Origin of the sequence: Imhoffiella purpurea, assembly GCF_000585215.1 — a bacterium.
Lineage (GTDB): Bacteria > Pseudomonadota > Gammaproteobacteria > Chromatiales > Chromatiaceae > Imhoffiella > Imhoffiella purpurea.
The window spans coordinates 15,227-28,734 of the sequence record NZ_AONC01000010.1 but is presented as its reverse complement, the minus strand read 5'-3'; the positions used below and the strand labels follow the sequence as shown (position 1 = coordinate 28,734).

The window sequence follows — 13,508 nt, the reverse complement described above, 5'->3', positions numbered from 1 at the left end:
TGGTTTGATTGGCAATTCCGCTCAGTCTAACGGGTTTGCCATCCATGGGCAAACCCGAGTTCGGTGCATGCCGTGCGTCAGTCGCTCCGGGCATCTGCGCTGCCAGACTGAGGCGGAGCATGCCGGAGGATCAGCTCCTGGGTCGGGTAGGCGAACTCGATGCCCTCCTCGCGGAAGCGGCGGTTGATCGCCAGGTTGATCGCCTGTTGGATGTCCATGTAGCGGTTGTAGTCCGGTCCCTGGACGTAATAGACGATCTCGAACAGCAGCGCGAAGTCCCCGTACTCGAAGAAATGGGCGCGGTCGAAGCGGGTATGCGCCTGGTCGCGAATGATGCGCTCGATCATCCCCGGGATGCGTTCGAGCAGATCCGGAGGGGTCTGGTAGACCACGCCCAGCTTGAATACCACCCGTCGCTCTTCCATGCGCTTGTAGTTGTGGATGCGGCTGTTGAGCAGGTCGGTGTTCGACATGGTGACCTGCTCGCCCGAGAGGCTGCGGATCCGGGTCGTCTTGACCCCGATCTGCTCCACCACGCCCAGGGTCGAGCCGGTGACCACGAAGTCGCCGACCCGGAACGGCTTGTCCAGGATGATGGCCATGGAGCTGAAGATGTCGGCGAGGATGTTCTGCACCGCGAAGGCGACCGCGATGCCGCCCACGCCCAGGGCCCCGATCAGACCCGTGATGGGGTAGTCGAAATGGGTGAGCACCGAGATGAGCACGATGCTCCAGATGCCGACGCGGATGAAGAAGAGGATCAGTCCGTAGCCGCTGACCGCCGATGGATCCTGCCGCTCGCGGCGGCTGCGCTGGCGGTTGAGATAGTCGAGCGCCCCGGCGCTGGCCCAGATCCCGATCTGGAGCCAGAAGACGACGACCAGGATGCTCCAGAGCCAATCGTGCAGTCGTTCCGGAAGCAGTCCGGAGACCCTCATGGCCGCATAGAAGGCGATGATCACCACGAACAGCTGGCTGGTGTTGCGCACCAGCGCCAGAACCAGGGCGCGGGGGGCGCGCTTCTCGCCGTTGCTGGCGGCGACCAGACGCGGCAGGACCGCGCGGCGCAGCAGCCGTTGCAGCAGTGAGACGGCCGCGATCACCAGCAGGAAGACGGCGCCGCCGCTGATCATGTCCCGCAGATAGAAGCCCTGGTCCTGGAAGACGAAGAGCTCCTTGTTCCACCAGCCCGCGAACCAGGTCGCGGCCTCGTCCATGCGCTGGGCGAAGGAGCGCCGGCTCACCAGTGGATCCAGTTCCTGTTCGAAACGGTCCGCCAGTGCGCTCAGCTGGTCCTCGACGCCGAGCAGATCCTCGGCCTGTCCCTCCTGCGCGTCCAGGGCATCCAGTCTGCGCTTGAGCGCGGTGCGCATGTCGCTGGCGAGCCCCGAGTCGGCGAGTCGCTGGACGAGCATCAGCTGCACCGAGCGCACCGTGGCGAGTTCGTCCTGCAGATAGCGGGTCTCGTCTGCGATGGTGTCGGCGAGCGCGCCGACCTCTTGCAGCCAGCTGGTCAGGGGGGCCTCCTGGTCGCCCTGGTACAGCCGATAGCGGCGCTGCCAGAGGGTGCGGGCCGAGGCGATGCTCGAGAGCGCATGGCGCAGATAGGCGATGCCCTTGCGCGAGGCGCCGAGTTCGGCCTCGCGGGCCGCGACCTCTTCTTCCAGAAGCCGGGTGCGTGACTCGTCCCGATTGCGCTCCAGGCGCCTGCGGGCATCGAAGAGGGCGCTTTCGGCGCGGTCGCCGGCCTGGGTCAGGGCCTCGATCCGTTTGCGGATCTGGGCCTCGCGCGCCGTCAGCTCCTCGATCCGGTCGTCCAGCATCGTCTTGGTGAAGCTGACCGCGTCCTTCATGCGTGCGATCTTGGCGCTCAGCAGGTCGCTGCGCTGTCGGGCGACCTGGGACTCCAGGTGCGTCAGTTCCAGAAAGTCCTTCGCCGTCGCCTGCCGCTGGCGTGCGGCGAGCTCGCCGAGCCGAGCCGCCTCCAGCCGGCGTTCGAGCGCCAGCCGGTCGTCGCCGGGGGCGGCCTGCTCCAGCTGGGTGCGGGCGAGCCGGCGCTCCTGCTCCTTGGTCTCGATCTCCTTGGCCGCCATGTCGGTCTGCTGCTGCGCAATCTGCAGTGCGCGTTCGGCCGCCTCGGCGGCGTGCCTGGCCAATCGATGCTCGCTGTGCAACTGGTCGATCTGGTCGATCGGGTAGGGCGGCTTTTCGGTCAGTCCCTCGCGCTGCAGGGTCTCCTGGGCGGTCTCGATGTCGTTCAGCGAACCTTGCAGCTCCTGGCGCCGCGCGAGCAGGGTCGCCCGGCGCTGCAGAGAGAGCCTCAGATCCAGCAAGGGTTCGAGTCTCGGGTCCGGCACGGTCCCTTCGTCCGGCCCTCCGGGGGCGGGCGGGGCGCCCTCGCGCTCGACCGCCGCGATTCGGTCCTCGATGATCTTGAGTGTCTTGTTGTAATCCTCGGCCGAGGCATCGTCTCCCGGAAGCGCGGCGAGGCCGACCAGGGCGGGGTCCAGTCCGTTCTTGGGTTCCGGCGCGGGCGTGGCCGGGCTGTCGGTGACGGGTGCGTCCTCGGCGGCGGCAGGCGTGTCCTGAGCGAGCGCCGAGATGGAGAAGCAGATGAGCGCGAGGGCGAGGAAGGAGAGGCGGGTGAGGCGAGCGGAGATCACGGATGGACGACTCCCTTGGGCTGGTCATGTGAGCGGAAGGGTGAAGTCGATCAGCTACACAAATATCGTGCCATAGGGCTTGTGTCCCGACGAAACGTCAAGGTGGGTTTGCTCGATCCTCGTCGAGTGAGCGGGCACCTGAGTCGTTCGATGTCCCGCATGCGCCGTCGCTCATCGCGATTGGTGTCGGTCGGGCGGAGGTCAGTGGTGGTGCATTTGACTGGGGGCTGGTGCAAAACCACCGGACGGTTGAGGGTCGGGGAACGATTGGTTCACCATCCCCGTTCCAGTAACGGTCGCAGAAAGCGTCCGGTATGGGATGCTGGGTCGGCGGCGATGGTCTCGGGTGTGCCGGTGGCGATGATCTGACCGCCTTTGTCGCCACCCTCCGGTCCCAGGTCGAGGATCCAGTCGGCGGTCTTGATCACGTCCAGATTGTGCTCGATGACCACCACCGTATTGCCCTGGTCGCGGAAGCGGTGGAGCACGTCGAGCAGGTGCTTGACGTCGTGGAAGTGCAGCCCGGTGGTGGGCTCGTCGAGGATGTAGAGCGTGCGCCCCGTGTCGCGCTTGCTGAGCTCGCGGCTGAGCTTGACCCGCTGCGCCTCGCCGCCCGAGAGTGTGGTGGCGCTCTGTCCGAGCCGGACGTAGGAGAGTCCCACGTCCATGAGCGTCTGGAGCTTGCGGTGGATGACGGCGACCGGGGCGAAGAATTCCAGGGCGTCCTCGATCGTCAGGTTCAGCACCTCGTCGATGGTCTTGCCCTTGTAGCGGATCTCCAGGGTCTCGCGGTTGTAGCGACGGCCCTTGCAGGTATCGCACTGGACGTAGATATCGGGCAGGAAGTGCATCTCGACCCGGATGAGTCCGTCCCCCTTGCAGGCCTCGCAGCGTCCGCCCTTGACGTTGAAGCTGAAGCGACCGGCGGTATAGCCGCGCGAGCGCGCCTCGGGGACGGCGGCGAAGAGGTCGCGGACCAGATTGAACAGCCCGGTGTAGGTGGCCGGGTTGGAGCGTGGAGTGCGACCGATGGGGCTCTGGTCGATGTCGACCACCTTGTCGAACAGCTCCAGCCCCTCGACGGCGCCGTGGGGGGCGGGTCTCAGACTGGCCCCGTTGAAATGACGCGCGGCGACCGGGAAAAGCGTGTCGTTGATGAGGGTCGACTTGCCGGATCCCGAGACCCCGGTGATGCAGCAGAAGGTGCCGACCGGGATGGCGGCGTCGACGGCGCGCAGGTTGTTGCCGCGCGCCCCCAGGATGCGCAGCTGGCGCTCGGGGTCGACGGGCGTGCGCCGTTCGGGGATGGGGATGCGCAGATCGCCCGAGAGATAGCGGCCGGTGAGCGAGGCGGGGACGGCCGAGATCTCCTCGGCGGTGCCCTGGGCCACGATCTCGCCGCCGTGGGCGCCGGCGGCCGGTCCCAGGTCGACCACCAGGTCGGCGGCGCGGATCGCCTCCTCGTCGTGCTCGACCACGATCACCGTGTTGCCGATGTCGCGCAGATGGTCCAGGGTCTTGAGCAGACGGGCGTTGTCGCGCTGGTGCAGCCCGATCGAGGGTTCGTCGAGGATGTACATGACGCCGACCAGTCCCGCGCCGATCTGGCTGGCGAGACGGATGCGCTGGGCCTCGCCTCCCGAGAGGGTCTCGGCGCTGCGCTCCAGGGTCAGGTATTCGAGCCCCACGTCGACCAGGAAGCGCAGCCGGGTGGCGACCTCCTTGATGACCTTGGCCCCGATCTCGCCGCGCTTGCCCGGCAGCTCCAGCGACTCGAAGAAGCGCAGCGACTCGCCGACCGGCATGCGCGAGACGGCCGGCAGGTTGTGCGCGCCGACGAAGACGTTGCGTGCCGCCTCGTTGAGCCGCGAGCCCTGGCAGGCGGGGCAGGGCTGGTGCGAGATATAGCGCGCCAGCTCCTCGCGGACCGTGTTGGAGTCGGTCTCGTGATAGCGGCGCTCCATGTTGCGGATGATGCCCTCGAATGGCTGGGGCTTGGCGCTGCCCTTGGCGTGCGGCAGCTTGAGCCGGACCTTCTCCTTGCCGCTGCCGAAGAGGACCACCGAGCGGACCTGTTCGGGCAGTTCGGTCCAGGGCGTCTCGACGTCGAATCCGTAGTGCTCGCCGAGCGAGCGGATCATCTGAAAGTAATAGGCGTTGCGCCGGTCCCAGCCGCGCACCGCGCCGCCGGCCAGGCTGAGTTCGGGATGCACCACCACCTTGGCCGGGTCGAAGAACTGCTCCACGCCCAGTCCGTCGCAGGTGGGGCAGGCCCCGGCCGGGTTGTTGAAGGAGAAGATCCGGGGCTCCAGCTCGGGGATGCTGTAGCCGCAGACGGGGCAGGCGAACTGGGCCGAGAAGGTGAGCTCGGGCCGCTCGGGTTCGTCGATCCAGCCGACGCGGGCGATCCCGCCCGAGAGGGCCAGCGCGGTCTCGAAGGACTCGGCCAGACGCAGGGTCAGGTCGTCGCGGACCCGGAAGCGGTCGATCACCACCTCGATGTCGTGCTTCTTCTTGAGGTCCAGCGCGGGCGGTTCGTCGAGCTCGTGCAGTTGGCCGTCGATGCGCGCCCGGATGAAGCCCTGGGCGTGCAGCTCGGAGAGCAGACGCTGGTATTCGCCCTTGCGCGCCGAGACCACGGGGGCCAGGAGCATCAGCTTGTCGCCCTCGGGTAGGTTCAGGACCTGGTCGACCATCTGGCTCACGGTCTGGGCCTCGAGCGGCTCGCCGTGCTGGGGGCAGCGCGGCTGGCCGACGCGGGCGAACAGCAGGCGCAGATAGTCGTAGATCTCGGTGATGGTGCCGACGGTCGAGCGCGGGTTGTGCGAGGTGGTCTTCTGCTCGATCGAGATGGCCGGCGAAAGCCCCTCGATGTGGTCGACGTCCGGCTTCTCCATGACCGAGAGGAACTGGCGGGCATAGGCCGAGAGCGACTCCACGTAGCGGCGCTGGCCCTCGGCATAGATGGTGTCGAAGGCGAGCGACGACTTGCCGGAGCCCGAGAGTCCGGTGAAGACGATCAGACGGTCGCGAGGCAGGTCGAGGTCGACGCCCTTGAGGTTGTGCGTGCGTGCGCCGCGGATGCGGATGGTGTCCATGGAATCTGCCGGGGGTGGGTGCCTGGTCGCTGGGTCGCGGGGCTGGATGCGGGCCATGCCGGAGCCGTCGATACCCTACCAGGGGTGCCTGCTTCCGCCTTGGTCAAGCTGCTATTATGCGAAGCTTCGCCGTCAAGAAGCAAAGGCCAGCGGCCGTGAAGTCATCCGATACACCCAATCTCGACATCCCCAAGACCCCCCTGTCGCCCACCGAACGTCGGGCCGCCATGGGGCTTGCCGCCATCTTCTCCACGCGCATGCTCGGGCTCTTCATGGTGCTGCCGGTCTTCGCGCTCTACGCCTACGATCTGCCCGGCGCGACGCCCATCCTGGTCGGTCTGGCCATCGGCGCCTACGGTCTGACCCAGGCGATACTGCAGATCCCGCTCGGCCTGCTGTCGGACCGCATCGGGCGCAAGCCGGTGATCTACGGCGGGCTCGCCCTCTTCGCCCTGGGGAGTCTGGTCGCCGCCATGGCCAGCGAGATCCATTGGGTCATCCTGGGGCGCGCGCTCCAGGGCAGCGGCGCCATCGCCGCGGCCATCATCGCCCTGACCGCCGACCTGACGCGCGACGAGGTCCGTACCAAGGGCATGGCGGCGATCGGGATCAGCGTCGCGCTCTCCTTCGCGGCGGCTCTGGTGATCGGCCCGCCCATCGCCCGCTGGATCGGCATCTCGGGGATCTTCGCCCTGACCTCGGTGCTGGCGGTCGTCGGCATGCTGATCCTGGCCTACGTGGTGCCGGATCCGGATCGCTCCATGGTGCACCGGGACGCCCAGCCGGTGCTGGATCAGCTCTCGGGCGTGCTCGCCAATCCGACCCTCCTGCGGCTCGACCTGGCCATCTTCATGCTGCATCTGACCATGGTCAGCATGTTCGTGGTGCTGCCCCTGTCGATCGAGTCGGCCGGGCTGGCGCCGGTCGATCACTGGATGCTCTATCTGCCAGTGGTGCTGCTCGCTATCCTGGCCATGGTGCCCTTCATCGTCATGGCCGAGCGTCTGGGCAAGGTCAAGCCGGTCCTGCTCGGTTCGGTGGTGGCGCTGGGCGCGGCCATGCTGGGGTTCCATCTGACCCATGAGTCGCTCTGGGTCATGGGCTTTCTGCTGGTCGTGGTCTTCACCATCTTCAATCTGCTGGAGGCCGTGCTGCCGTCACTGGTCTCCAAGGCCGCGCGCGCCGGGGCCAAGGGGACGGCCATGGGCGTCTTCTCCAGCTCACAGTTCGTCGGCGCCTTCCTCGGCGGCCTGCTCGGCGGCTGGGCCCACGCCAGTTTCGGGCCGGATGCCGTCTATCTGGTCGGTGCAGCGACCTCACTGGTGTGGGTCGCTTTGGTCGCGACCATGCGGATCCCCGCCAACCTGACCCGGCATATCCTGACCCTCGGCATGCTGCCCGAGGACGAGGTTCCGGTCGTCGAGCGGCGTCTGCTGGACGTGCCGGGCGTCGAGGAGGCGGTCATCGCGCACGAAGAGGGTGTAGCCTATCTGAAGGTGGACAGCCGCCAGCTCGATTGGGCAAGATTGCAGGCCTTTTCGGCCAGTGTCTGAGACGTAACGTCCGGCTGGCCGTTCGATTTTAGCGAGACTGAGTACGCTCGCGCGAGACGCGGAGCGGGAGGAAGGTATGGCAGGTGTCAATAAAGTGATCCTGATCGGCAATCTCGGGGCCGATCCGGAGGTTCGCTATATGCCGAGCGGCGACGCGGTGGCCAATGTGCGGATCGCGACCAGCGAGTCCTGGAAGGATCGCAACACCGGCGAGCGCCAGGAACGCACCGAGTGGCACAACGTCGTCTTCTTCGGCAAGATCGCCGAGATCGTCAAGCAGTATCTGCGCAAGGGCTCGAAGATCTATGTCGAGGGCAAGCTGCGCACCCGCAAGTGGCAGACCCAGGAGGGGCAGGACCGCTATTCGACCGAGGTGGTGGTGGACATCAACGGCACCATGCAGATGCTCGACAGCCGCCAGGGAATGGGCGGAGGCTCGGCCGCTCCCTATCCCGAGGAGAGCATGTCGGCGCCGCGTGGTGGCGGTCGCGGTCAGCCGTCCCCGGCCCCGGCTCCGTCCGGGGGTTCGGGCGGCAGCTACGGCGGCACGCCCGATTTCGATGACGACATTCCGTTCTGACGACATCCCGTTCAGACGTCATTCCCGACTGAGGATCTGCCGCGTCCTGGCGCGCGGCTCTAGGAGGCTTCATGCGCACCCTGCTGGTAACCGGCGGCGCGGGTTTCATCGGTGGCAACTTCGTTCATTACGTCCTGAACGAGACCGATGCCCGCGTGGTCAACCTGGACGTTCTGACCTATGCCGGCAATCTGGATACGCTGGCCGATCTCGCCGACCACCCGAGACATACCTTCGTCCAGGGCGACATCGGCGACCCCGAACTGGTGATCCGGCTGCTGATCGAGCATGACGTGGATGCCGTGGTCAACTTCGCCGCCGAGAGTCATGTCGACCGCTCGATCGACGGCCCCGGCGCCTTCATCCAGACCAACGTGGTCGGCACCTTCAACCTGCTCGACTGCGCCCGCGTTCACTGGAGCCGGCTCGCGGGCGAGGCGCGCGAGAACTTCCGGTTCCTGCACGTTTCGACCGACGAGGTCTACGGCTCGCTGGGTCCGACCGGGCTCTTCACCGAGACCACGCCCTACGCCCCCAATTCGCCCTATTCGGCCTCCAAGGCGGCCTCGGATCATCTGGTGCGGGCCTGGTTCCACACCTACGGGCTGCCGGTGCTCACCACCAACTGCTCCAACAACTACGGACCCTACCAGTTCCCCGAGAAGCTGATCCCGCTGATGATCCTCAAGGCCCAGCGCGGCGAGGCCCTGCCCATCTACGGCGACGGCGGCAATATCCGCGACTGGCTGTACGTCACCGACCACTGCCGCGCCATCTGGCGGGTGCTGGAGGCGGGCACGCCCGGTGAGGTCTACAACGTCGGCGGCAACAGCGAGCGGACCAACCTGGAGGTGGTGGATACGCTCTGCGCGCTCCTCGACGAGATGCTGCCCGACTCGCCGCATCGCCCCCACGCCCAGCTCAAGAACTTCGTCACCGATCGCCCCGGCCACGACCGCCGCTATGCGATCGATGCCAGCAAGCTCAAGCGCGAGCTCGGCTGGGAGCCTCAGGAGACCTTCGAGTCCGGCATGCGCCGAACCCTGAGCTGGTATCTGGACAATCCAGAATGGTGCCGAAGGGTCACCGACGGCAGCTACCGAGGCGAGCGTCTCGGCGCCGAGCAGGGCTGAGGAAGGAATCACCATGAATCGCAAAGGCATCATCCTGGCCGGCGGATCCGGCACCCGGCTCTATCCCCTGACCCGCATCGTCAGCAAGCAGCTGCTGCCGGTCTACGACAAGCCGATGATCTATTATCCGCTGTCGACGCTCATGCTGGCCGGGATTCGCGAGATCCTCATCATCTCCACCCCGCAGGATCTCCCCAACTTCCAGGCACTGCTGGGCGACGGCTCGCGCTGGGGGCTCTCGCTCAGCTACGCCGAGCAGCCCCATCCGGGCGGCCTGGCCCAGGCATTCCTGATCGGGCGCGACTTCGTCGGCGACTCGCCCTCCTGTCTCATCCTCGGCGACAACATCTTCTACGGGCACGGTCTGGTCGACCAGCTCAGGACGGCGAGCGCGCGCGAGACGGGCGCGACCGTCTTCGGCTACTACGTCTCCGATCCAGAACGCTACGGCGTCGCCGAGTTCGATACCGATGGCCGGGTGGTGAACCTGGAAGAGAAGCCCAAGGCGCCCAAATCCAACTGGGCGGTGACCGGCATCTATTTCTACGACGCCAAGGTCTGCGATCTGGCTCGCACGCTCGAACCCTCGCCGCGCGGCGAACTCGAGATCACCGACCTCAACAACTGCTATCTGCGCCGGGGCGAGCTGTCGCTGACCCGTATCGGTCGCGGCACCGCCTGGCTCGACACCGGGACCCACGAGTCCCTGATGCAGGCCGGCCAGTACATCGAGACCATCGAGAAGCGCCAGGGGCTCAAGATCTGCTGTCCCGAGGAGGTCGCCTACTTCAACGGTTGGATCGACGAGGCCCAGCTGCGCGAGCAGGCCGTCGAGCTGCAGAAGAGCGGTTATGGCGACTATCTGTTGAGCCTGCTGCAGCGGGGGCGCGTATGAAGGTCGTCGAGACCCGGATCCCGGGCGTGCTCATTCTCGAGCCCAAGGTCTGGGGCGACGAGCGCGGCTATTTCCTGGAGACCTATCGCGCCAACGCCTATGGCGAACTCGGCATTCCGCCGATGGTCCAGGACAACCAATCCTTTTCGCGCAAGGGCGTGCTGCGGGGGCTCCACGTTCAACATCCGCACGCCCAGGGCAAGCTGGTCCAGGTCCTGGCGGGCGAGGTGTTCGACGTCGCCGTGGATATTCGTCGCGGATCCCCCACCTTCGGACAATGGGTCGGCGTGACTCTCTCGGGCGACAACAAGCGCCAGTTCTGGGTTCCACCCGGTTTCGCCCACGGCTTTCTGGTGACCGCCGAGTCCGCGCTCTTCGTCTACAAGAACACCGACTACTACAGTCCGGAAACAGAATTCAGCGTGCGCTGGGACGACCCCGCGATCGGGATCGACTGGCCTCTGGAGGGCGAGCCCGAACTCTCCCTCAAGGACCGCGAGGCACTGAGTCTCGCCGACATCCCGGCGCTCCGTCTGCCAGGCTACGAGGATTACGCATGAAGAATACAGCTGGTTCGGCCGCTCGACCCAGGTTGCTGCTGATCGGTTCGAACGGACAGGTCGGCTGGGAGCTGCGCCGCACGCTGGCCGGGATCGGCGAGGTGGTCGCCGCCTCGATCGAGGGCGAGGCCGGTCCGGTCGTCGACCTCATGGACCCCAGCTCGCTGGCCCGTCTCATCGACGAGGCCCGGCCGGATGCCGTGGTCAATGCCGCGGCCTACACCGCGGTCGACAAGGCCGAGAGCGATCGCGAGACCGCCAAGCGCATCAATGCGGATGCGGTGGCCGAGATGGCCGCCCTGCTCGCCGAGAGGGGTACGCCGATCGTCCATTATTCGACCGACTTCGTCTTCTCCGGCAATCTGAACCGCGCTTATACCGAGGACGACACCCCGGATCCGCTCAACGTCTACGGCGAGACCAAGCTCGGCGGCGAACGCGCCTTGCTGGAGTCGGGCGCCAGGGCGCTGGTCTTCCGCACCAGCTGGGTCTACGGCGCGCGCGGGGCCAACTTCCTGCTGACCATGATGCGGCTGTTCAGGGAGCGCGAGGAGCTGCGGGTGGTCGATGACCAGATCGGTTCGCCGACCTGGAGTCGCATGCTCGCCGAGATGACCGCCATGGTGCTCTATCGCGTGCTGCGCGGCGATCTGGACCTGGACCGGGTCGGCGGGCTCTACAACCTCACGGGCTCCGGCCAGGTGAGCTGGTACGGCTTCGCCAGCGCCATCCTGGAGGCGAGCGGTCTCGAATCCAATCTCATCCCCATCCCCTCGTCCGAGTATCAGGCCCCGGCGAAGCGGCCGACCTACTCGGTGCTCGACAACGGCCGTTTCCAGGAGGCCTTCGGTCTGGCGATGCCGGACTGGCGTCTCTCGCTGGGCCAGTGTCTGGAAGAGCTGAAGCGGTAGGCGTTTCCGTACCGGTCTCACGCGCCCTATCGATCCGGGCTACAATCGCCGTGCGCGATGCCTCGGCATCGCGGACACCGTTCGATGAAACCTGGAGAAGAGATGTCGAGACAATGGATATGGCCGATGGCCATGCTGGCCGGACTGGCGTCGGCGAGCAGCGAGGCGGCCCTGGTGGTCACCGAGTCCCTGGATGGCGAGATGCAGACGCGCATCTATCACCAAGGGGTCTATTACGAGCTCGAGGAGGGGCGTCTCCTCAACCGCATCGATCTCGCCCACGATCGCTGTCTGATGGTGAACCATGAGGCGGAGGTCTATTTCGAGGGCGCCTGCGAAGGCTCGCTCGACGAACTCATGGCCACCATGAAGGCCGAGTTCGACCGTCAGCTCGCGTCCCTGACCCCGGAGCAGCGGGAGCAGATGCAGGCGATGGTCGGCGCCATGATCCAGGGATCCGGTCGCGGCGAGGTAGGCTTCGAGCGCGATGGCGCGGGCAAGGTTGCTGGCTATGACGCGGAGTCCTATCGCATCAGCGTCAACGATGTCCCCTATAGCCGGGTCTGGGTCTCCGCGGATCTCGAGGCCGCGATCGGGAAGGAATTCGATCTGGATGCCTACCGGCGCTGGGATCGCCGGATGCGCGAGGAGATGGATGCCATGACCCACCGGCTGGGAGGTCAGGAGAAGGGGGCCGACCCCATGGCCGAGACCTTCGACGCCATCCTCGCCAAGGGCTATCTCGTCAAGGTCGCGCCCAATCCAGGGGCGGACATGATGGGGATGATGGTGCCTTCGACGATCGCCGACGAGGCGAGCGAGGAGATCGAGGTGCTTTCGGTCGAACAGGATCCCGATTTCCGTCCCGAATCCCTGAACCCGCCCGGGGATTACCGGGAGCTCTCATCCTGGACCCAATTCATGCAGGTGGACATCGGTAGCGAGGAGCACGACGACCAGGCTCACGATTGAGCCTGGCCTTCCATGGTCCCGCCGACCGGCGGAGACCCGTCCCGGGTCTCCGCCTCATCCCTTCTCGGGCTCAGACGGCCTGACACATCTCGGTCGTCTCGAGCGTGACGCAAACGTCCGCGTTGGCGGCCGCTTGCGTCTCCTTGACCACCGAGCATTGGCCCAACAGTCCCTGGCGATAGGCGACCAGATCCTCGATCGTTAGCACCGGCATCCCGTGCCGCTCGGCGAAATCGACGATCTCGGGTAGGCGCGCCATGGTTCCGTCCGCATTGGTCAGCTCGCAGAGCACGCCGGCCGGACCGAATCCGGCGAGCGTCATCAGGTCCACGGTGCCCTCGGTGTGGCCTCGACGCGCGAGCACGCCGCCAGGCCTCGCGCGCAGCGGAAAGACGTGTCCCGGTCGGGACAGATCGTCGGGGCACGCATCCTCGGCGATGGCGGCTCGAATGGTCGTCACCCGGTCGGCGGCCGAGACGCCCGTCGTCACGCCTTGCCGCGCCTCGATGCTGACGGTGAAGGCCGTGCCGTTGCGGCTGGTGTTCTGCTCGACCATCATCGGCAGGCCGAGCTGACGGAGCCGTTCCTCCTCGAGACAGAGACAGACGATGCCGCTGCATTCGCGGATGAGCAGTGCCATCTGCTTCTGGGTGATGGTGTGGGCGGGGAAGATGAGATCCCCTTCGTTCTCGCGGTCCTCGTCGTCGACCAGAAGTATCCCGCCGCCTTGGCGGAGATTGTCGATCGCGGTCTGGACGCGCTCCTGGGGTGAGCCGAAACGGCTCAGTAGATCGATGGATAGGGTGGGGTCGAGCCGGTTCTGGCTCGTCTGGTTCTGACCCGCTTGGGTCTGGCTGGATTCGATCTGATTCATGGCTCGTTGAAACGACGTGTCGATTTGCCAGAATCAGGGCGTACTGGAAACGGTCGGTACCAACTACCGGGCAATAGAAAACCCTGCCCCGCGAGGGGCACAGTCGTTACTGCCTTATCCTCTTCCATCCGGACTCTAACCGTCGGCCCCGGAATCTCACCGGATCTGCTGACCCTGTCCGGAGACAGGCGCTCGCGGGCTTTCCGCTGACGCGGAATCACCGCCGGTCGGGAATTTCACCCTGCCCTGAGAATAAGTGACTGGCGTGC

10 protein-coding genes and 1 riboswitch are annotated in these 13,508 nt (G+C 66.3%); of the genes, 7 read left to right on the top strand and 3 right to left on the bottom strand.

What is annotated here, in order from left to right; genetic code table 11:
* Window positions 1-77: 77 nt before the first annotated feature.
* Together D779_RS03675 and uvrA are read right to left on the bottom strand one after the other, a co-directional pair.
* The gene (locus D779_RS03675; RefSeq protein WP_043749575.1) at window positions 78-2,663 is read right to left on the bottom strand and encodes a mechanosensitive ion channel domain-containing protein; all 2,586 of its coding nucleotides are present in this window, start codon (window positions 2,661-2,663) and stop codon (window positions 78-80) included.
* A gap of 272 nt (window positions 2,664-2,935) precedes the next feature.
* A complete protein-coding gene (uvrA, locus tag D779_RS03670) occupies window positions 2,936-5,761 on the bottom strand; it encodes an excinuclease ABC subunit UvrA (protein WP_043749680.1) in 2,826 nt (941 codons plus the stop codon).
* 116 nt (window positions 5,762-5,877) lie between these two features.
* On the opposite strand from uvrA, the gene D779_RS03665 reads away from it, so the two are divergent.
* The 7 genes from D779_RS03665 to D779_RS03635 all read left to right on the top strand — a co-directional run bounded on the left by D779_RS03665 (window position 5,878) and on the right by D779_RS03635 (window position 12,365).
* The gene (locus tag D779_RS03665) at window positions 5,878-7,314 is read left to right on the top strand and encodes an MFS transporter (protein WP_081763308.1); all 1,437 of its coding nucleotides are present in this window, start codon (window positions 5,878-5,880) and stop codon (window positions 7,312-7,314) included.
* A 76-nt stretch (window positions 7,315-7,390) separates the two neighbouring features.
* Window positions 7,391-7,894 carry a single-stranded DNA-binding protein gene (ssb, locus tag D779_RS03660; protein WP_043749573.1) on the top strand — a complete coding sequence of 168 codons (504 nt, stop codon included), beginning with the start codon at window positions 7,391-7,393 and terminating at the stop codon, window positions 7,892-7,894.
* A 71-nt stretch (window positions 7,895-7,965) separates the two neighbouring features.
* Complete coding sequence (rfbB, locus tag D779_RS03655; protein ID WP_043749571.1) at window positions 7,966-9,027, top strand: dTDP-glucose 4,6-dehydratase; 1,062 nt, start codon at window positions 7,966-7,968, stop codon at window positions 9,025-9,027.
* Between the two features lie 13 nt (window positions 9,028-9,040).
* On the top strand, window positions 9,041-9,922 hold the full coding sequence (gene rfbA, locus D779_RS03650) for a glucose-1-phosphate thymidylyltransferase RfbA (protein ID WP_043749568.1): 882 nt from the start codon (window positions 9,041-9,043) through the stop codon (window positions 9,920-9,922).
* Complete coding sequence (rfbC, locus tag D779_RS03645) at window positions 9,919-10,482, top strand: dTDP-4-dehydrorhamnose 3,5-epimerase (RefSeq protein ID WP_043749566.1); 564 nt, start codon at window positions 9,919-9,921, stop codon at window positions 10,480-10,482. The genes rfbA and rfbC overlap by 4 nt, the downstream gene beginning before the upstream one ends.
* Entirely contained in the window at window positions 10,479-11,393 is a 915-nt protein-coding gene (gene rfbD, locus D779_RS03640) for a dTDP-4-dehydrorhamnose reductase (RefSeq protein ID WP_043749561.1), read from the top strand. The genes rfbC and rfbD overlap by 4 nt, the downstream gene beginning before the upstream one ends.
* A 102-nt stretch (window positions 11,394-11,495) precedes the next feature.
* Window positions 11,496-12,365 (top strand): hypothetical protein, encoded by an 870-nt coding sequence (locus tag D779_RS03635; protein WP_157726308.1) that lies wholly within the window; start codon window positions 11,496-11,498, stop codon window positions 12,363-12,365.
* Window positions 12,366-12,435: 70 nt separating this feature from the next.
* Here D779_RS03635 and ribB read toward each other — a convergent pair whose 3' ends face one another.
* Window positions 12,436-13,239: a 3,4-dihydroxy-2-butanone-4-phosphate synthase gene (ribB, locus tag D779_RS03630; protein ID WP_081763307.1), complete on the bottom strand. Its 804-nt coding sequence runs from the start codon at window positions 13,237-13,239 to the stop codon at window positions 12,436-12,438.
* A gap of 112 nt (window positions 13,240-13,351) precedes the next feature.
* A riboswitch (FMN riboswitch) is annotated at window positions 13,352-13,497 on the bottom strand.
* Window positions 13,498-13,508: the final 11 nt, after the last annotated feature.